Source organism: Stella humosa (assembly GCF_006738645.1).
In the GTDB taxonomy this organism is placed as follows: Bacteria; Pseudomonadota; Alphaproteobacteria; order ATCC43930; family Allostellaceae; genus Allostella; species Allostella humosa.
Map to the genome: position 1 here is coordinate 697,977 of NZ_AP019700.1, position 18,339 is coordinate 716,315.

Genomic DNA, 18,339 nt, shown 5'->3' on the forward strand with positions numbered 1-18,339 from the left:
GCATGCTTACCCGTTCTTCAAGACATCGACATAGCGCCGGGTGATTCGCGGCACGCGATCCTTCCCGTCGTAGCAGAGGATGACGGCATCGTGCGCCATGTTTCCGCGACCGTCGGAGCGATAGGCCATGGCCAGGCCCTCGTGGCGGCCGGTCGCCAGCCGCTGGCGTATCGCCTCGCCACCCTGGGCGCCGGCCAGCACCGCCCGCAGCACCATCGACACGCCGTCATACTGGGCGAGCGCGAAGGCGTCGGGCTCGCTCTGGAAGCGGGCGCGATAGTCCGCCACCCATTGCTCCATGGCCGGGCTGCCGCCCGAGATCGGCGACGACCCGCTCTCGGCGCAGACGCCGGCCAGCTCGGCCGGCTCCAGCAGGGCCGCCGTCGCCGGCTGGTGCATCGCCGAGCCGGCGACGACCGGCAGGCCGAGGCCGAGGGCGGCCGCCTGGCGGATGATGCGGGCGGTCGATTCCGCGTGGAGCTGGAGGACCAGGACATCGGGCCGGGCGGCGCGCAGGCGGGTGACGACGGGCGCCATGTCCTTCACCGCCGGCGACAGCCCGTCCTCGAAGACGATGGCGGCACCCAGCCGCTCGAACTCGGCCGCCAGGTGGCGGCGGCCGCTCTGGCCATAGGCGGTTGTCTGGTAGACGAGCGCCACGCGGCGCCGGCCCAGCTCCTCGACGGCGTAGCGGGCCTGGGCCGTCTTCACCACGGCGTCGCCCGGGAAGAAGCGGAAGACCCAGGCATTGTCGCGCTCGGTGATCTCTGCCGTGCCGGAGATGGTGACCAGCGGCACCCCTGCCTCGGCCGCGGCCGGCAACAGGGCCAGCATCTGCGTGCCCAGCATCGGCGCCACCATGGCCGTCAAGGGCGCCAGCCGCAGCGAGCGGGCGAACGCGTTTACCGCCGCCTCGGGCGAGGTCGCGGTGTCGACCGTCTCGGTGCGGATGGTGACCTGGGGGTGGTGGGCAAAGGCCAGCAGCGCCCCGTTGCGCTGGCTTGCCCCTTCGAGCGCCAGGAAGCCGGTCAGTGGCGCCAGGACGGGGATGGTGGCGGTCGCCTGGGCGCGCGCATTCCCCAGCCCCGCCGATGCCAGGAATGGCAGGGTGGCCGCAACTAGCTGCAGGCGATGGAACCAGCGCATCTCGGACTTCGGGGCGGGCGGGAGATTGGTGGCCGGAAGATCGGGCGGGCGGGAGAGTGGGCATCGGGTGCGGCCAGTGTCAACCCGCGCGGGGAGGTGGCCCGCGACATCTGCATCGGATGTGATGGCCGTCACTGCGCGCGAATCCCGAAAGCGTAATATTCGCGTCATACCCCGCCCCCAGCGGGATCGTGGCCCAGGTTCCCCGACCGGGCCACACCGACCTCCGTCACCCTCCTCCCCAGACGGAGTCCTCGCCCCGCGGAGCCGCTCCCCCCGGCCCCCGCGGGGCGAACAAACTTCCCTAGTGCCACTCCACCTATAGCCAGTCGACCGCGAAATCCGTCACGGCCGCGCCGCCGGTGGTCAGCGTCGCCAGACGCGCGGCCGCGGTCGGCATCTCGTGGGTGGCATAGAAGCGCGCGGTGGCGATCTTGGCCTGGTGGAAGGCCGGGTCCTCGCCCGCGGCCAGCGCGGTCGCTGCCGCACCGGCGGCCTTGGCCATCAGCCAGCCACCCGCCACCGTACCCAGTATCTGCAGGTAGGGGACGGCCCCGGCGGCGGCCAGACGCGGCTCGCTGCGGTGATGGGCCACCATCCAGGCGGTCGCCGTCTCCAGCGTGTCGATGCCGGCCCGGACCGGGGCGGCGATGTCGTCCTGGGTGCTGGAGTCCAGGTCGGCGCGCATGCGGTTGATCAGCGTGCCGGCGGCCGCCCCGCCGTCGCGGCCCAGCTTGCGGAACAGCAGGTCGTTGGCCTGGATGCCGTTGGTGCCCTCGTAGATGGGGGCGATGCGGGCGTCGCGCAGATGCTGGGCGGCCCCCGTCTCCTCGACGAAGCCGACGCCGCCATGCACCTGGACGCCGGTCGACGCCACCTCGACGCCGAGGTCGGTCGACCAGGCCTTCACGACCGGGATCATCAGGTCGACGAAGGCCTGCTGGCGGGCGCGCTCGGCCGGGTCGGGGTGGCGCAAGCCATGGTCCAGGGCGGCGGCCACGGTGTAGGCCAGCGCCCGGCTCGCCTCGGTCCGCGCCCGCATGGACAGCAGCATGCGGCGCACGTCGGGGTGGCGGGCAATGGCGACGGGCGTCGGGTCGGACGCGCCGATCTCGCGGCTCTGCACCCGGGCAAGCGCATAGTCGCGCGCCTGCTGGTAGGCGCGCTCGGCGATCGCCACCCCCTCCAGCCCGACCGACAGGCGGGCGTTGTTCATCATCGTGAACATGTATTCGAGCCCGCGATTCTCCTCGCCGACGCGGAAACCGACGGCACCCCCATCGGCATCGCCAAAGGACAGGACGCAGGTCGGGCTGGCATGGATGCCCAGCTTGTGCTCCAGCGAGACGGTGCGCACGTCGTTGGCCGGGCCCGGCCGGCCATCGGCGTCCAGCAGGTAGCGCGGCACGATGAACAGCGAGATCCCGCGCGAGCCGGCGGGCGCGTCGGGCGTGCGCGCCAGCACCATGTGGATGATGTTCTGGGCGAGGTCGTGGTCGCCCCAGGTGATGAAGATCTTCTGCCCGGCGATGCGATAGGTGCCGTCGGCCTGCGGCACCGCGCGGCTGCGGATCAGGCCCAGGTCCGATCCAGCATGGGGCTCGGTCAGGTTCATGGTGCCGGTCCAGGTGCCGGCGATCATGTCGGGCAGGTAGGCCGCCTTCTGCTCGGGCGAGGCATGGTGCGACAGCAGCTCGATGGCGCCCTGGGTCAGCAGGGGGCACAGCGAGAAGGCCATGTTGGCCGATGCCCACATCTCGCCGACCGCGGTGCCGACCAGCCAGGGCAGGCCCTGGCCGCCATGCTCGGGGTCGAAGGGCAGGCTGTTCCAGCCGGCCTCGACGAAGGTCTGGTAGGCGTCGCGGAAGCCCTTGGGCGTGCGCACCACGCCGTTTTCCAGCCGCGATCCCTCCTGGTCGCCCGAGCGGTTCAGGGGCGCCAGCACGCCGCCGGCAAACCGCGCCGCCTCGTCCAGGATCTGGTCCACCAGGTCGGGTTCTGCCCCTTCGGCGCCCGGCAGCAGCGCCACCTGGTCGAGCCCCGCGATGTGCCGCAGGACGAAGCGCATGTCGGCGACGGGCGCGGTGTAGTTCATCGGCCAGGCTCCCTTCAGAGCACCTTGCCCGGGTTCATGATCCCGGCCGGGTCGAGCGCGCGCTTCACCTTGCGCATCAGGTCCAACTCGAGGCCGCTCTTGAAGTCGGGCAGCACGTCGCGCTTCAGCCGGCCGATGCCGTGCTCGGCCGAGATGCTGCCATTCATGCCGGCGACGACGCGGTGGACGATCTCGTTGAACTCCGCCCAGCGCGCCAGGTAGGCCTTGGTGTCGGCACCCACCGGCTGGCTCAGGTTGAAGTGGATGTTGCCGTCGCCGATATGGCCGAAGGCGACGACGCGGATGCCGGGCAGCCGCTCCTCCACCTGGCGGCTCGCCTCGTCCAGGAAGTCGCCGACCAGCGACACGGGCACGGCGATGTCGTGCTTGATGCTGCCGCCCTCGTGCTTCTGGGATTCGACGATGCCCTCGCGGATCCGCCATAGCTGCGTTGCCTGCTGGGCCGAGGCGGCGACCGTGCCGTCCAGCACCAGCCCGCGCTCCATCGCCGTCTCCAGGAAGCGGTCCATGGTCTGGCCGATGTCGCCGTCGGGCACGCTCGACGACATCTCCATCAGCACATAGTGCGAATAGGGTCGCTCCAGCGGGTCGACGACGCCTGGCACGTGCCGGGCCGAGAATTCCAGGCCGATGCGCGGGATCAGCTCGAAGGCGGTCAACTGGTCGCCCGACGCGCCGCGGGCCAGCGCGAACAGCTCCAGCGCCTCGCGATGGCCGGGCAGGGCGACGAAGGCCGTCTTGATGTCGCGCGGCTTGGGAAAGAGCTTCAGGACGGCCGCGGTGATGATGCCGAGCGTGCCCTCGCTGCCGACGAAGAGGTGCTTCAGGTCGTAGCCGGTATTGTCCTTGCGCAGGCCGCGCAGGCCGTTCCAGACCTGCCCGTCGGGCAACACCACCTCCAGCCCCAGCACCAGGTCGCGGGCATTGCCGTAGCGCAGCACCTGGATGCCGCCGGCATTGGTCGACAGGTTGCCGCCGATCTGGCAGCTCCCTTCCGCACCCAGGCTGAGGGGGAACAGGCGGTCGTTGCGATCGGCCTCGGCCTGCACCTCGGCCAGGATGACGCCGGCCTCGACGGTGATGGTGTAGTTGATGGCATCGACCGCGCGCACCCGGTTCATCCGGCCGAGCGACAGGACGATGGCGTCGCCCGCCTCGAATGGCACGGAACCGCCGCAGAGGCCGGTGTTGCCGCCCTGGGGCACGATGGCGATCTGGTTGGCCGCACAGATGCGCATGACGGCCGCCACCTCCTCGGTCGAGGCGGGGCGGACGACGGCGGGCGCCTTGCCCACGAACAGGCCGCGCTCGTCCTTCAGGAACGGCAGCATGTCCGACGGGTCGTCGATCCAGCCCTTGGGGCCGACGATGGCGCGGATGGCGTCCAGGGCGTCGGGCGGAACCGGCTTCGGCATCACGGTCATCAAGGCTCTCCAGGCATTGGCCCGCGGCAATCTAGTGGAAAGGGCCGATCTAGTCGAACGTGGCAGGTACGTCGTCGCGCGGGGCCGCGGCGCGGCGCAGCCGGTCGTTGATGGCCTCGCCCAGGCCGGTCTCGGGGATCGGCTGCACGGCAATCGCGCGAAGGTCGGGGCGGTCGAGCGCGCGCAGGTGGGCGAAAAGGTTGGCCGCGGCCTCCGCCAGGTCGCCCGACCGGCTGAGTTGCAGGGTGACGGCGGCACCCGTGGGCACCTCGGGGCCGAAGGCGAGCAGCGCCTCGTCGGCGGCGACCGCGGTCGCGTTCAGTCGCACCGGCCGGCCGGGGGCATAGTGGCTGGCAAGCTGCCCCGGGGCGGTCGGCCGCGTCGGGTCGCCATGGACAGCCGTGCCCAGGTGGCATCCCAGTGCCGCTTCCAGCAGCGTCCGCGCCAGCCCGCCCGGTCGCAGCAGGGTGGGTGCTTCGCCCGACAGGTCCAGCACGGTCGATTCGACGCCGACGCGACAGTCGCCGCCGTCGAGGATCATGGCGACGGCCTGGCCCAGCCCATCGGCGACGTGGCGGGCGGTGGTCGGGCTGACGCCGCCGGACGGGTTGGCGCTGGGGCCGGCGACGGGGCGCCCGGCCGCCTCCAGCAGCGCCAGCGCCACCGGATGGGCCGGGATGCGCACGGCCACCGTGTCGAGGCCGGCAGTCGCCAGCAGCGACACCGCGCCCTCGGGCCGGCGCGGCAGCACCAGGGTCAGCGGCCCGGGCCAGAAGCGCTTCGCCACCGCCTCGGCCCGGGCATCCAGTCGCGCGATGCGGCGGGCGGCGGCCAGGTCGTGGACATGGGCGATCAGCGGGTTGAAGCGCGGCCGGCCCTTGGCCTGGAAGATGCGGGCGACGGCGGCGTCGCTGGAGGCGTCCCCGCCCAGGCCATAGACGGTCTCGGTCGGGAAGGCGACGAGGCGGCCCTCGGCCAGCAGGCGTGCGCCCTCGGCGATCGTGGCGGGATCGGGCCGCTGGATGATGGCGGGGCTCGGATGGTCGCGGGCGGGCATGGCTGGCATGGTTTGGCCGCTCTCGGCCGCCGCCGCAAGGGCGGTTGACCGAATCGCGGGCCTGCGGCACTGCTGCCGGGCCAGGGCGGCCGAGGCGTGGGGTGGGTCTCGATCGGCGCGGTCCCGCCGCACATTCCCCGGGCCCAGGAGCATCCGACTTGGCCGTGCCATCGCCGTCTCGCGTGCCCTTCACCCTGCCTTTCCTGGGATTGGCCGCAGCCATTCTGCTGCTGGTCCACATGCCGCTGGCCGGCGCCTGCTACGGCTTCGTCGACGACTACGTGCTGGCGCAGCCCGACCGGCCGCTGCCGGACTGGCCGCTGCTGGCCTGGATCGCGCGCGACGGCCGGCCGCTCTACGGCATCCTGCTCAACATCGTCATGGCCCCGGTGGGCGACGTCTGCGACCTGCGTTTCGTGCGCGTGCTCTGCGTGCTGCTGGAGGCGGGCATCGCCACGCAGCTCTTCGCCCTGGCGCGCCGCCATGGCTGGCCGCTGCCGGCGGCAGGTGCGCTGGCCCTGCTGATGTTGGCCCTGCCGGGCTTTGCGGTGGCGGCCGCCTGGGCGACGCTGATCGGGCCACTGGCGGCGGTGGCACTCGGCCTGGGCGCTGCCTGGTTCGCAGTCCCGGCGGCCGACGAGCGGCCGTCCATGGGGCGGCTGGCGGCGGCGGCCTGCCTGCTGGCGGCGGCCCTGTCGCTCTACCAGCCCGGCGCCATGGCCTTCTTTCCCGGCATCGCGGTGGCGCTGGCCCGCCGCCCGGCATCGCTTGCCACGCTGCGCGACCAGGTGGTGCCCGCCGCTGTCGTCTTCGTGGCGGTGGTCGCCGCCTATGCCCTCTTCTATCTGGCCCTGCCGCTGGTCATGCATGGACCGGGGCCGGGCGGTCCGCCCTCGGCGCGGGCGGCCCTGGCGATCGATCCCTGGGGCAAGCTCGTCTGGTTCCTGGGCGTGCCCCTGCGCCAGGCCGTCAACCTCTTCAACCTGGAGCCGGTGCCGAAGTTCGGCTTCGGGGTGATGGCCGTGGTGGCGCTGGGTACCCTGCTGCGCCAGCGCCGGCTGCGGCCGGCCGCCCTGGCGCTGGCGGCGCAGGCCGGGCTGGTGGTGCTGGCCTACCTGCCGAACCTGGTGGTCGCGGAAAGCTGGCCCGCCTTGCGCACCAGCCTGCCGATGGCAATGACGATGCTGGTGGTCGTCGCCGCGGCCCTGATGGCGATCGCCGAGCGTTTGGGCAACCGGGCGGGACCGACCGTCGGCGCCGGGCTGCTGGCGGGGCTGGCGGTCTATGGCTTCGCCGTCTCCGGCCCCGCCATCGACCGCACGCTGGTGCGCCTGCAGCGGGCCGAATGGCAGATCGTCCTGGACGGGGTGCGGGCGGCCGGTCCGCTCGCACCCGGCCGGGCGATCATGCTGGTGCCGGCCGGCACCCTGCGGCGCTGCGCCCCGTGGCGGCAGTTCGACGAGTTGGGCCTGCCCTCGACGATCCGGCCATGGGCGGCCGACCACATGGTGCGGCACGCCTGGCGGGCGGTGCATGGCGAAGGGCTGCTGCCACGCTTCCACTTCGCCGGGCCCGGCGCGCCTTCGCCGCCGCTTGGTGCCGCGATCATCGACGTGGCGGCGGCATTGGCGGCCGACGACCGCGGCATCTGCCGGTAGGGCGTCAGCCGGCGCCCGGCGGTGGCGACAGGGCCTCGATGATGCGGCACTCGGCCACCGTGCCCGAATGGCACTGGTTGACGATGCTGCCCAGTTCCCGGCGCAGGGCCTCCAGGTCGGCGATCTTGCGCTCGACCTCGATCAGGTGCTCGCGGGCAATCGCGTCGATCGCCTCGCAGGACCGGTCGCGCTCGTCGGCGAGGTCGAGCATCGCGCGCACCTGGTCGAGCGAGAAGCCCAGGTCGCGTGAGCGGCGCACGAAGCTGAGGCGGTTCAGGTGCTGGGGCCCATAGGCGCGATAGTTGCCGGCGGTGCGCGCCGGCGCCGGGATCAGCCCGATCTTCTCGTAGAAGCGGACCGTCTCGACCTTGGTGCCGGCGCCGCGCGCCAACTCGCCGATCGTCAAATGTCGCATCGTGCCCTTGACCCTGTAGTAGCTACAGGCCCTATCTGGTGGATCACGTCGGGTTTTTCGAGGTGACACCATGGCCGAGCCGACCCCCCTCACGCTGCGCATCGAAGGGATGGACTGCGGCTCCTGCGCCGTGAAGATCGAGAACGCGATGAAGCGGCTACCGGGCGTCGGCGACATCGACGTCAACTATGCGCTGGGCTCGCTGTCGCTCACGGTCGACCAGGATCGCACCTCGCCCGAGCGGATCGCCGACAAGGTCCGCTCGCTGGGCTTCACCCCCGTCGCCGCCGGCCCGGCGGGACACGCGCATGCCCGCCATGACGGCCATGGCCACGATCATGGGCATTCTCATTCCCATGCCCCCATGGACGGCGCCTGGTGGTCGTCGCCCAAGGTCCGGCAGGTCCTGGCGACGGCGATCCTGCTGGCCCTGGCCTTCGCCGTATCGTGGTTCCGGCCCGAATGGTCGCGGTGGGCCTACACGGCGGCCGCCCTGGTCGGCATGGTGCCGATCGCCCGCCATGCCCTGGCCGGCGCCGTCTCCGGTACGCCCTTCAGCATCGAGACGCTGATGACGGTGGCAGCCGTCGGCGCGATCGCGCTGGGCGAGGCGGGCGAGGCGGCTTTGGTGGTGTTCCTGTTCTCGGTCGGCGAGATGCTGGAGGGGGTGGCCGCCGGCCGCGCGCGGGCCGGGATCAAGGCGCTGATCGACCTCGTCCCGCGCACCGCGCGGCGCCTGCGGGGCGAGGTGGTCGAGACCGTGCCGGTCGCCGACCTGGCCGTCGGCGACATCGTCCTGGTGCGCGCGGGCGACCGCATCCCGTCGGACGGCACCGTCGTGGAGGGCAGCTCCGAGGTCGACGAGGCGCCGGTCACGGGCGAGTCGGTGCCGGTCGCCAAGGGGCCGGGCGCCACGGTCTATGCCGGCAGCGTGAATGCCAATGGCGAACTGCAGGTCGCCATCACCCGCACGGCCGCCGACAACACGATCGCGCGCATCATCCACATGGTCGAGCAGGCGCAGTCGTCGAAGGCGCCGACGGCGCGCTTCATCGACCGCTTCAGCCGCTGGTACACGCCGGCCGCCATGGTCGTGTCGGCCCTGGTGATCCTGGTGCCGCCGCTGCTGTTCGCCGCCGGCTGGTACACCTGGCTCTATCGCGGCCTGGCCTTGCTGCTGATCGCCTGCCCCTGCGCGCTCGTCATCTCGACCCCGGCCGCCATCGCGTCCGGCCTGGCGCGCGGCGCCCGGCGCGGCTTGCTGATCAAGGGCGGGGCGGCGCTGGAGGCGCTGGGCCGGGTGAAGACGATGGCCTTCGACAAGACCGGCACCCTGACGGTCGGCCGGCCGCGCGTGACCGATGTCGTGGCGGTCGCGGGCGACGAAGGCGAGGTCCTGGCCAAGGCCGCGGCGGTCGAGCGCGGATCGAGCCATCCGCTGGGCCTGGCCATCGTCGCCGAGGCCGGGCGGCGGGGGCTGGACATCCCGCGGGCCTTCGGCGGCACCATCGCCACGCCGGGCAAGGCGGTGACCAGCCGGCTGATGTCGGGCTTCGTCTCGGTCGGCTCGCCCCGGCATGCGGCCGAGGAAGGGCTGGCGGACGCGGCCGTGCAGCAGCAGGTCCTGGCGCTCGAAGGCGAGGGCAAGACCGTCGTCCTGGTCAGCGAGGGGCGGCGCCTGCTGGGCCTGGTGGCGCTGCGCGACGAGCCGCGCGCGGACGCCGCCGAAGGCCTGTCCCGCCTGAGGGCGCTGGGCGTGCACACCGTCATGCTGACGGGCGACAATGCGCGCACCGCGGCCGCCATCGCCGGCACGCTCGGCCTGGAGGCCCGGGCCGGGCTGCTGCCGGACGAGAAGCTGGCGGCCATCGCCGCCTACAAGGCGGAGGGGCCGATCGCCATGGTAGGCGACGGCATCAACGACGCGCCGGCACTGGCGGCCGCCTCGGTCGGGATCGCCATGGGCGGGGGCACCGACGTGGCGCTGGAGACGGCCGACGTCGCCCTGCTGAAGGACCGGGTGACGGGCACGGCCGAGCTGGTCGCGCTGTCGCGCGCGACGCTGGCCAATATCTGGCAGAACGTCACGCTGGCCATCGGGCTGAAGGGCGTGTTCCTTGTCACGACGCTGGTCGGGACGACGCCGCTCTGGATGGCGATCCTGGCCGACACCGGGGCGACGGTGCTGGTCACCGCCAACGCCCTGCGCCTGTTGCGCTTCAAGTACGAGTCTTAATGAGCGTCCCGAAACGTCTGGCCGCCGGTCTGCTGGCGGCACTACTGATACCAGCCGCCGCCGTCGCGACCGGGGCGGAGCCGGCACCGCCAGAGGCCGAGGCCCGTCCGGCCGAACCGCGTCCGATCGAACCGCGGCTCACAGTGGAACGCGGCGGGCCGGGCGCGCCGCGGGTGGCGCTGACCTTCGATGCCTGCGACGGCGGGGCCGACCGCCGTATCCTGGATGTGCTGGTGGAGAATCGCATCCCCGCCACCTTCTTCGTCACCGCCATCTGGATCCGCCGCAATCCGGCCGCCCTGGCGCTGCTGAAGGCCCACCCGGACCTCTATGCGATCGAGAACCACGGGGCCCGCCACGTGCCGGCGATCGACCGGCCGACGATGGTCTACGGGCTCAAAGCAGCCGGCTCGCCCGAGGCCGTGCGGGCCGAGGTCGAGGGCGGCAGCCGCGCGATCGAGGCGGCGACGGGCCGGCGGCCGCAATGGTATCGCGGCGCCGGTGCGGTCTATACGCCGGCCACCATCGCCGCCATCCGGGCGATGGGCTTTCGCATCGCCGGCTATTCCCTGAGCGTGGAGGCCGGCACGCGGCTCGATGCGCACAAGGCGGCCGAACGGCTGGGCAAGGCGCGCGACGGCGACGTCGTCCTGGCCCACGCCAACCACCCGGCCTGGCCGACCGGGGCCGGCATTGCGGCCGGCATCCTTGCCCTCAAGGAAGCCGGCTTCCAATTCGTCGGCCTGGACGAGCCAGCGGCGCGCGGGCGATAGCGGCGGGTCAGCCGGCGACCGCCGCCGGCTCGACCTCCAGCACCGTCAGCGCCCGGCTTTCGCCGCGCCGCGTCTCCCACGCGATCGAGTGCCCGCGGGCGACGCCGATCAGGGCGGCACCGATCGGCGTCATCACCGAGACCCGGCCCTGCTCGATGTCCTGTTCGCCCGGATAGACCAGGGTCACGGTGCGTTCCTGCCGGGTCACGTCGTCGCGGAAGCGCACGCTCGAGCCCATGGCGACGACATCGGCCGGCAAGGCTGTCGCCTTCACCACCCGCGCGCGATCGAGTTCGCGGATCAGGTACTCCGACACCTCCGGCATCGAATCGGCATAGCCGTCGGCCAGCCGGTTCAGGGTCTGGTGGTCGTCCTGCCGGACGGTGATGGGCGGTAGCTTCTGGCCGCGGCGGGGGGTGGTCATGGCAAGCCTCGCTGGCCCGGGCGCGGGACATGCGCGGCCGGGTCTGGGACGGTCAATCTGGACGGCGATGGAATGAAGTCGGCCCCGGCGCTGCGGGGCGCAAGCGACAGCTACGCGACCGGCCCCGGGGCGGCATGGCCCGTCAGCAGGGAACCTGCGCGGGCAAGATGGCGGATTTCGAGGGGCGGCATCGCCCTTATGTCGGACGTCGGGGCCCCCGCGTCAATGCTCCGGGGCCGATCAGCCAGTGAAGATGCGGGTCGAAGCCGCCGGCGGCGATCAGCGGCGCCATCACGCCGTGGATGGCGATCCCCCGCAGCGGCACCAGTTCGACGCCCGGCACCCGCCCCAGGTGTTCGGCCTCCCGCCGGTCGACCGCATTGTCCGCGCCGAACAGCATGCGCACCCTGGGCCGGCGTTCGGCGGCGGCATAGCGCCGGGCCAGGTCGAGCGCGCCCGTGTCGAGCGGCGGCGCGTCCGGGCCCAGCAGCCGGTGGCGTTCCAGCAGCAGCGGCACGGCGCCGTCGAGCACCGTCGGCCCGGCCAGGCAGAGAATGCGCCGGGCGCCGAGGTCGAGGCCGCAGTTGAGCGCCCCGTACGAGCCGGACGAGCTGCCCAGGCAGAGGATGCGGCGTGCGCCCAGCGACCGTGCGATGCCGTGCAGGCCGTCGATCATGGCGGGATAGCCCGCGCCCAGCGAGCCGATGCCGCCCAGGAAATGGAGCCCGGCGAAATCGCGCAGATAGGCGATGTGGCTGCCCAGCCGGCAGAGCCAGCGATGGGCGACGGCGAGCGGCCCGTTCAGCTTGTGCGCCCCGCCGGTGAACACCAGCAGCAGCCGGTCGGCGCCGGGGCGTGGCACGATCTGGACGTCCAGGGTCGGATCGTCGGCCAGGTCCGCCTGTCCTTCCGGCAGGGCCGGCATATGACCCAGCAGGGCCTGCAGGTGGTTCAGCCCGGTCAACACGGGGTTGGGCGAGGACGCGTCGTCGGGGTAGCAGGCGCGTGCGCAGGCCCGGGCCGCCTCGATCTGGCCGAACGCGATGATGATGTCGAGCAGGATCATCCGGTCGCGCGCTGCGGCCGGCACGGGCGGCAGGGGCTGGCCGTTGTCGAAGCCTGCGATCTGCGCGATCGCCGCCCGCACCAGTTCCGCGCCGCGGAGATCGCGGCTGTGCCGCAGGACGTCGGCTACCGCGTCCGGGCCGCCGCGCCGCCAGCAATCGGCCAGTTGCGCCATCCTGCCCTGGGCCCGCGGCATTGGCCCGGCGAGGCCGCTCAAGGATCGGCTGACTGCCGCGAATAGGCGGCGATGGCGGCGATCGAGCGGCAGGCGGGGAAGTCCGCATCGGCCACATGCAGGCCGTAGAGGTCTTCGACCCGCATCAGGATCTGCGCATGGTCGAGGGAATCCAGCCCGAAATCATAGAAATCGGTCTCGATCCCGAGTGCGGCCAGGTCGCCACGATCGACCGCGTCGGCAATCGCGGCGCGGATGTCGGCCTCGCTCAGCATGGGCGTTCCTGTGCCAGAAGCAGACGGCCGAACGGGGCGCCGTCGGCGGCCATCGCGACCTTGCGGAAAGGCCCGGCATGCCCCGCGAGCGCGATCTCGACGGCAGCACCGGCCGGCGGCGAGCGGGTGCAGGCGATCTCGGCCAGCAGCCAGAAGGTGTCGGGCTCGTCGCGTTTCAGCAGGGCGACCGACAGCGCCACGGCGCGGCGAACGATGGGCATGCCCATAGCCCCGGCCGGCAGTCGCGCGCCCATCGCTTCCATCCGTGCCCCTTCGATCAGGGTAGCCTCGTCGAAGGGGATGCGGGCGGGGATCGGCCGGTCGGGCAACGGGCGCAGCCGGTGGCGCTGCGCCGTGCCGTTGCGCCTATGGTGAAAGCTGCCGATGTCGTCGATGCCCGGACCGGCCGTGCTGCCCGGGCTGGCCGTGCTGCCCGGGCTGGCCGCGTCGTCCAGCACCGCGATGGCGCAGTCGCAGGGCCGCCGCATCGTCAGGACCATGTCGGCGGTGGCACCGGTCAGGTGCCGCAACGCCTCGAAGATATCGGCACCATGGGCATAGCGGCGTGTGCCCGTCATCCCGACGGCAATGGAGGGGATGGCACGGTGGGCGGCATCCTCGATCAGCAGCCGATCCGATGTCATACCGGTTTCGTAGCCGGCCATGGCCGGCGGCTCAAGGGCGACGGAGGGCTCCGGGGCCGCGAGCAAAAAAAGGCCCCGGTGTTTCCACCGGGGCCAGTTGAACAGGGAGGCTTCACGTCTGGGAGACGTAGGATCCCGAAGGACCCCATTTCGGGCGGGGAGCCCGAAATCTCTGGCCGGTCGTCCCCTCCCAGCGGGGTCGAGCAACCGAATTCCGTGGTGCTGCAATGCAGCGCGTCCGGATGATTAAATAGGCATCGGGTGCCCCCGCACCACAGCGATTGTCTCGTGGCGGATATGCGAAAACCGCATGGCTTCGGCCACATAGCAGCCAAAATTAGATTCTCCCGGCAACTGCCGGTTCGACCGGCAGTCATGCTGCACTGCCTAAAATCGCGTCTCCGCGACCCTTGCCACGAGATAATCGCGGAACACGGCAATGCGCTTGGAGTGGCGCAATTCTTCGGGGTAGACGAAGTAGGTGTCGACCGGCGGGCCGGCCAGTTCGGGCAGCACGCGATCGAGCGTCTGGGACTCGGCGATCATGTAGTCCGGCAGGGCACCGATGCCCATTCCGCTCTCGACCGCCCGCAGGATCCCGTAGACGCTGTTGACCGTGAAGAGGTTGGGCCGGTGCCGACCGACCTGGCCGCCGATATCCATCAGCCAGTTCACCGACGGCGTCGGTGCGTGGCCATATTCGCCGAACACCACCAGCCGATGCTTCTCCAGGTCGGCCGTGGTCAGCGGCGTCCCGTGCTCCTGCAGGTACTGCCGCGAGGCGTAGAGATGGAGCGAGACGGTGACGAGGTGGCGCTGCACCAGGTCGGGCTGGCGCGGCGGGGCCATGCGGATGGCGACGTCGGCCTCGCGCATGCCGAGGTCGAGCTCGGTCTCGTCGAGCAGCAAGCTGACCTGGATGTCCGGGTAGCGGTCGATGAACTCGCGCATGCGCGGCGTCAGCCACATCGAGCCGAAGGCAACCGGCGCCGTCACCTTCAGCGGGCCCTTGGGCCGGTCCTTGGCCTCGCTGAGGGCGGCCTCGGTCATCGCCAGCTTGGCGAATACCTCATGGGCGGTGCGATAGAGCAGTTCGCCCTGCTCGGTCAGGATCAGGCCGCGGGCATGGCGATGGAACAGCGGCGTGCCGAGGCTGTCCTCGAGCGCGCTGATCTGCCGGCTGACCGCCGACTGGCTCAGATTCAGGTTCTCACCCGCATGCGTGAAGCTGCCAGCCTCCGCCACGGCGTGAAAGATACGCAGCTTGTCCCAGTCCATTGCCATCCGCGTTCACGGGCTGTCGGCCTTGCGGCCGGCGCCCGAGCCCCCCTTGTCGTTGGCCGCCGACCCCTAGTCGGCGGCCTGCTTGCTCAACTCGTCCTCGGCCTCCGCCAGCCAGCGCTCGGCCTCGAGAGCCGCCATGCAGCCCAGCCCCGCGGCCGTCACCGCCTGCCGATATATCTTGTCACGCACATCGCCCGCCGCGAAGACCCCGGGGATGTCCGTCGCCGTCGAATCGGCGCGAGTCAGAATGTAGCCCTCTGAATCGAGCGCCAGTTGCCCCTGGAACAGCTCGGTCACCGGCGTGTGGCCGATGGCGACGAACACGCCGTCCAGTTCCAGCGTCGACTGCTCCCCGCTGTCGACATGGTTCAGGCGCACCCCGGTGACGCCGGGCGGCGTGCCTTCGCCCAGGATCTCGTCCACCACCGCGTTCCATATCACCCGCACCTTGGGGTGGCGGAAGAGCCGGTCCTGCAGGATCTTCTCCGCCCGCAGGCGATCGCGCCGATGGATGAGGACGACCTCGCTGGCATGGTTGGTCAGGTACAGCGCCTCCTCGACCGCGGTGTTGCCGCCGCCGACGACCGCCACCTTGCGGCCGCGGAAGAAGAAGCCGTCGCAGGTGGCGCAGGCCGACACGCCGGCGCCGCGATACCGCTCCTCGCTGGGCAGGCCCAGCCAGCGCGCCTGGGCGCCGGTCGCGATGACGATGCTATCGGCGGTGTATTCGTCCCCGCTGTCGCCGATGGCGCGGAACGGCCGCTGGCTCAGGTCGCAGGACACGATCAGGTCCCCCACCAGGCGCGTGCCGACATGCTCGGCCTGCCGGCGCATCTGCTCCATCAGCCAAGGGCCCTGGATCACGTCGGCGAAACCGGGGTAGTTCTCGACGTCGGTGGTGATCATGAGCTGGCCGCCAGGCTGCATGCCCTCGACCAGCATCGGTTGCAGGTTGGCGCGCGCGGCATAGATGGCGGCGGTATAGCCCGCCGGTCCGCCGCCGATGATGAGAACCTTGCTGTGATGGCGCTGGGCCATTGCCCGCCGACTCCAGGAAATAAACACGAAACCATAAGATAGTCAGACCGGATGACGAAAGAACCACCTGGATCGCCGCACTGGGCCACTGCGTCGTTACGGTCACAGGAGGGGCCGGGCTGGGCGGCCGTGCTGGCGCTCGTCGGCCTGCTGACCGCGCTGCGCCTGGCCTGGCTGGCGACCAGCCCGATCGACCTCTATGGCGACGAGGCGCAGTACTGGATCTGGGCCCAGGACCCGGCCTTCGGCTATTATTCGAAGCCGCCGCTCGTCGCCTGGGCGATCCACCTGTCGACCGCGCTCTTCGGTCCGTCGGAATTCGCGATAAAGCTGCCGAGCGCGCTCTTCCATGGCGGCACGGCGCTGGTGCTGGCCGCCATCGGCCGGGACCTGTCGGGCCCGCGCGTCGGTTTCTGGGCGGCCGTCCTGTGGGCGGTGACGCCGGCGGTGCAGATTTCCGCCCTCATCATCTCGACAGATCCGCCGATGCTGTTCTTCTGGGCATTGGCGCTGCACGCGTTCCTGCGGGCGCTCCGGGTGGAGGGCATGGGCTGGTGGGTGGCTGCCGGCCTGTGGGCGGGGCTCGGCCTGCTGTCGAAATATGCGATGGTCTATTTCCTGCTGTCGGCCGCCCTCTGCCTGGCGGCGAGCCCGGGCCTGCGGCCGCTCCTGTGGCGGCGCCTGCCGGTGACGGCGGGGGTGGCCCTGCTGCTGCTGCTGCCCAACATCCTGTGGAACCTGGGCAACGGGCTGGCCACCTTTCGCCACACGGGCGACAACGCCAATCTCGGTGGCCGGCTGTTCAACCCCGACGAGTTGCTGGAGTTCGCCGGCGCCCAGTTCGCGGTCTTCGGCCCGGTGACGATGCTGCTGCTGCTGCTGGCGCTACACGCGGCCTGGCGCGGGCAGGGCCAGCCGGCGGTGCGGCGGCTGGCCTTCTTCGTCTGGCCGACGCTGGCCGTGGCGCTGGCGATCGCCTTCCTGTCGCGCGCGCATGCCAACTGGGCCGCACCCGCCTATGTCGCGGCCACGGTGCTGGTGGCCGACTGGGCGGTGGCGCGCGGCTGGCGCCGGCTGCTGGGCTGGACGGTGGCGGCCCATGCCTTCGCGGGCCTGCTGCTGATGGCGGGGCCGCCCCTGGTGCGCCAAGCGGGCTACGAATTGCCGGCGCGCTACGACCCCTGGCGGCGGGTGCGCGGCTGGTCCGACCTCGGCCGTCAGGTGACCGAGTTGCGCCGCCAGCATCCCCAGGCCGGCCTGCTGGTGGACAGCCGGCTGACCCTGGCCTCGCTCGTCTACTATGTCCGCCCGTTCGCCTTCGACGTGGTGAAGTGGAACCCCGACGGCGTCGCCAACGACCATTTCGAGATGACGACGCGGCTCGACCCGGATCCCGTGCGGGAATTCGTGCTGCTGAGCGGGCGCGAGGACCCGGCCGAGATCCTGGCCCGCTTCGAGCGGGTGGTGCCGCTGGGGCCGGTGGTGGTACCGATCGGCCCCGACCGCGACCGCCGCCACCATGCGTTCCTGGTGGGCGGCTTCCGCGGCTATCGCTAGCTGGCGCAGGCTTCAGGTGGATCCCGGGCTTCAGGGCGATCGCAGGCGCAGCAGGGCGGCCGCCACCCGGCCGGCATCGTCGGGGGGCTGGTAGGACCAGTCCTCCAGCCGGCCATCGAAGGGCCGGGTGATGCCGAGCGCGCGGAAATGGGCGTGGAAGCGGGCGAACTTGTCGGACCCGCCCGGCAGTTCGAAGATATGGACGGGCCTGCCCGTGGCCGATGCCTCCGACGGCATGGAGACGGAATCGGACGTGACCAGGATGGCGTCGGCCAGCGCCAGGTAGCCCAGATAGGGATTGTCACCCTGGCCGTCCCAGAAGGCGACGCCCGGCCCGCGGATCCCCTGGCGCAGGATGGCGCCCGCCGCCGGCCCGGTCCGCCGGGAGGCGGTGACCGCCAGGCCGGCGCCGTGGTCCCGGTTCAGCGCCATTGCCGCCTCGGCCAGGCGGCGGGCGGCCTCCTCGGTCATGCGATAGGCGCGGCTGTTGCCGCCGATCAGGACCGCCACCAGCGGGCGCGGCAGATGGGCCAAATGCGGCGCCCACTGGGCGGCCGCCGCAGCCAAGGCCGCCGGCGTCACCTTGTGGATGGCGCCGTCGGTCAGGACGACGTTGGCGCCGCGCAGCCGGTCGTGCCGGGGCACCGTCACCAAGTCGAACAGGCCGGGGTCCAGGCCGCAATCCAGAATCTGGACGGCCAATGTTCGCCTGGGCAGCGCCCGCCCAGACGAGGCCGCCCGGACCCAGAGCGCGGTCCGGCCGGTGCGCCAGCCGGCGCCGATCGCGAAATCGGGCCAGGGTCCGACCGGCAGGCCGGTGGGGCGGGGCGCGATGCCGCGCCGCCACCAGCCGCCCGGCAGCAGCGACCATGGCAGGTCGACGGTCGCCCGCGCCGTCAGGGCCTGCCCGCCGATCGCGCCGGCCAGGCCGGCCAGTTGGCTCAGGTTGCCGGCCTTGCCGTCATGCAGCAGCCAGGTGCGGCGGGGCGCGGATTCAGCCCCTTCAGGGTTCGATTCTTGCTCGCTGGGCATTTGCCGGTAATATAGTTGCT

General features: G+C 71.8%; 16 protein-coding genes. 4 read left to right on the forward strand and 12 right to left on the reverse strand.

Annotated features, from left to right (window positions below; translation table 11 throughout):
- Window positions 1-6: 6 nt before the first annotated feature.
- The 4 genes from STVA_RS03290 to STVA_RS03305 form a co-directional block, all read right to left on the reverse strand.
- Window positions 7-1,146, reverse strand: coding sequence for an ABC transporter substrate-binding protein (locus tag STVA_RS03290; RefSeq protein ID WP_123694241.1), 1,140 nt, complete (start codon window positions 1,144-1,146; stop codon window positions 7-9).
- A 319-nt stretch (window positions 1,147-1,465) separates the two neighbouring features.
- Entirely contained in the window at window positions 1,466-3,241 is a 1,776-nt protein-coding gene (locus STVA_RS03295) for an acyl-CoA dehydrogenase (RefSeq protein WP_123694239.1), read from the reverse strand.
- 14 nt (window positions 3,242-3,255) lie between these two features.
- Complete coding sequence (locus tag STVA_RS03300) at window positions 3,256-4,686, reverse strand: FAD-binding oxidoreductase (RefSeq protein ID WP_123694237.1); 1,431 nt, start codon at window positions 4,684-4,686, stop codon at window positions 3,256-3,258.
- Window positions 4,687-4,735: 49 nt separating this feature from the next.
- The gene (locus STVA_RS03305; protein ID WP_420822811.1) at window positions 4,736-5,752 is read right to left on the reverse strand and encodes an L-threonylcarbamoyladenylate synthase; all 1,017 of its coding nucleotides are present in this window, start codon (window positions 5,750-5,752) and stop codon (window positions 4,736-4,738) included.
- A 149-nt stretch (window positions 5,753-5,901) separates the two neighbouring features.
- On the opposite strand from STVA_RS03305, the gene STVA_RS03310 reads away from it, so the two are divergent.
- Entirely contained in the window at window positions 5,902-7,401 is a 1,500-nt protein-coding gene (locus STVA_RS03310; RefSeq protein WP_142235631.1) for a hypothetical protein, read from the forward strand.
- Window positions 7,402-7,405: 4 nt separating this feature from the next.
- Here the strand turns inward: STVA_RS03310 and STVA_RS03315 are convergent, their stop codons facing one another.
- A complete protein-coding gene (locus STVA_RS03315; RefSeq protein ID WP_123694231.1) occupies window positions 7,406-7,816 on the reverse strand; it encodes a MerR family transcriptional regulator in 411 nt (136 codons plus the stop codon).
- A gap of 70 nt (window positions 7,817-7,886) precedes the next feature.
- Here STVA_RS03315 and STVA_RS03320 point away from each other — a divergent pair, with 70 nt between their 5' ends.
- Together STVA_RS03320 and STVA_RS03325 are read left to right on the forward strand one after the other, a co-directional pair.
- Entirely contained in the window at window positions 7,887-10,052 is a 2,166-nt protein-coding gene (locus STVA_RS03320; protein WP_123694229.1) for a heavy metal translocating P-type ATPase, read from the forward strand.
- On the forward strand, window positions 10,052-10,825 hold the full coding sequence (locus STVA_RS03325; RefSeq protein WP_197735779.1) for a polysaccharide deacetylase family protein: 774 nt from the start codon (window positions 10,052-10,054) through the stop codon (window positions 10,823-10,825). Before STVA_RS03320 ends, STVA_RS03325 begins: the two co-directional genes overlap by 1 nt.
- Window positions 10,826-10,832: 7 nt before the next feature.
- On the opposite strand, the gene rnk is transcribed toward STVA_RS03325, so the two are convergent.
- From rnk to trxB, 6 genes are all read right to left on the reverse strand, one after another.
- On the reverse strand, window positions 10,833-11,249 hold the full coding sequence (gene rnk / locus STVA_RS03330; RefSeq protein ID WP_123694227.1) for a nucleoside diphosphate kinase regulator: 417 nt from the start codon (window positions 11,247-11,249) through the stop codon (window positions 10,833-10,835).
- A 196-nt stretch (window positions 11,250-11,445) separates the two neighbouring features.
- Complete coding sequence (locus tag STVA_RS03335) at window positions 11,446-12,489, reverse strand: hypothetical protein (RefSeq protein WP_142235632.1); 1,044 nt, start codon at window positions 12,487-12,489, stop codon at window positions 11,446-11,448.
- 38 nt (window positions 12,490-12,527) lie between these two features.
- Window positions 12,528-12,764 (reverse strand): acyl carrier protein, encoded by a 237-nt coding sequence (locus STVA_RS03340; RefSeq protein ID WP_123694223.1) that lies wholly within the window; start codon window positions 12,762-12,764, stop codon window positions 12,528-12,530.
- Window positions 12,758-13,408 carry a hypothetical protein gene (locus tag STVA_RS03345; protein ID WP_123694221.1) on the reverse strand — a complete coding sequence of 217 codons (651 nt, stop codon included), beginning with the start codon at window positions 13,406-13,408 and terminating at the stop codon, window positions 12,758-12,760. The genes STVA_RS03340 and STVA_RS03345 overlap by 7 nt, the downstream gene beginning before the upstream one ends.
- Window positions 13,409-13,795: 387 nt before the next feature.
- The gene (locus STVA_RS03350; protein WP_123694219.1) at window positions 13,796-14,686 is read right to left on the reverse strand and encodes a LysR family transcriptional regulator; all 891 of its coding nucleotides are present in this window, start codon (window positions 14,684-14,686) and stop codon (window positions 13,796-13,798) included.
- Between the two features lie 72 nt (window positions 14,687-14,758).
- Window positions 14,759-15,730 (reverse strand): thioredoxin-disulfide reductase, encoded by a 972-nt coding sequence (gene trxB / locus STVA_RS03355; protein WP_123694217.1) that lies wholly within the window; start codon window positions 15,728-15,730, stop codon window positions 14,759-14,761.
- 129 nt (window positions 15,731-15,859) lie between these two features.
- Here trxB and STVA_RS03360 point away from each other — a divergent pair, with 129 nt between their 5' ends.
- Complete coding sequence (locus STVA_RS03360) at window positions 15,860-17,287, forward strand: ArnT family glycosyltransferase (protein ID WP_170216665.1); 1,428 nt, start codon at window positions 15,860-15,862, stop codon at window positions 17,285-17,287.
- Between the two features lie 30 nt (window positions 17,288-17,317).
- On the opposite strand, the gene STVA_RS03365 is transcribed toward STVA_RS03360, so the two are convergent.
- Window positions 17,318-18,319: a mitochondrial fission ELM1 family protein gene (locus STVA_RS03365; RefSeq protein WP_123694213.1), complete on the reverse strand. Its 1,002-nt coding sequence runs from the start codon at window positions 18,317-18,319 to the stop codon at window positions 17,318-17,320.
- Window positions 18,320-18,339 lie beyond the last annotated feature (20 nt).

What these genes read in the sequence shown, in the direction of transcription:
- STVA_RS03350 (WP_123694219.1), bottom strand. Translation starts at nt 14,686, where the DNA reads ATGGACTGGGACAAGCTGCGTATCTTTCACGCCGTGGCGGAGGCTGGC.
- STVA_RS03335 (WP_142235632.1), bottom strand. Translation starts at nt 12,489, where the DNA reads ATGGCGCAACTGGCCGATTGCTGGCGGCGCGGCGGCCCGGACGCGGTA.
- trxB (WP_123694217.1), bottom strand. Translation starts at nt 15,730, where the DNA reads ATGGCCCAGCGCCATCACAGCAAGGTTCTCATCATCGGCGGCGGACCG.
- rnk (WP_123694227.1), bottom strand. Translation starts at nt 11,249, where the DNA reads ATGACCACCCCCCGCCGCGGCCAGAAGCTACCGCCCATCACCGTCCGG.
- STVA_RS03345 (WP_123694221.1), bottom strand. Translation starts at nt 13,408, where the DNA reads ATGACATCGGATCGGCTGCTGATCGAGGATGCCGCCCACCGTGCCATC.
- STVA_RS03290 (WP_123694241.1), bottom strand. Translation starts at nt 1,146, where the DNA reads ATGCGCTGGTTCCATCGCCTGCAGCTAGTTGCGGCCACCCTGCCATTC.
- STVA_RS03365 (WP_123694213.1), bottom strand. Translation starts at nt 18,319, where the DNA reads ATGCCCAGCGAGCAAGAATCGAACCCTGAAGGGGCTGAATCCGCGCCC.
- STVA_RS03340 (WP_123694223.1), bottom strand. Translation starts at nt 12,764, where the DNA reads ATGCTGAGCGAGGCCGACATCCGCGCCGCGATTGCCGACGCGGTCGAT.
- STVA_RS03300 (WP_123694237.1), bottom strand. Translation starts at nt 4,686, where the DNA reads ATGACCGTGATGCCGAAGCCGGTTCCGCCCGACGCCCTGGACGCCATC.
- STVA_RS03305 (WP_420822811.1), bottom strand. Translation starts at nt 5,752, where the DNA reads ATGCCAGCCATGCCCGCCCGCGACCATCCGAGCCCCGCCATCATCCAG.
- STVA_RS03315 (WP_123694231.1), bottom strand. Translation starts at nt 7,816, where the DNA reads ATGCGACATTTGACGATCGGCGAGTTGGCGCGCGGCGCCGGCACCAAG.
- STVA_RS03295 (WP_123694239.1), bottom strand. Translation starts at nt 3,241, where the DNA reads ATGAACTACACCGCGCCCGTCGCCGACATGCGCTTCGTCCTGCGGCAC.
- STVA_RS03325 (WP_197735779.1), top strand. Translation starts at nt 10,052, where the DNA reads ATGAGCGTCCCGAAACGTCTGGCCGCCGGTCTGCTGGCGGCACTACTG.
- STVA_RS03320 (WP_123694229.1), top strand. Translation starts at nt 7,887, where the DNA reads ATGGCCGAGCCGACCCCCCTCACGCTGCGCATCGAAGGGATGGACTGC.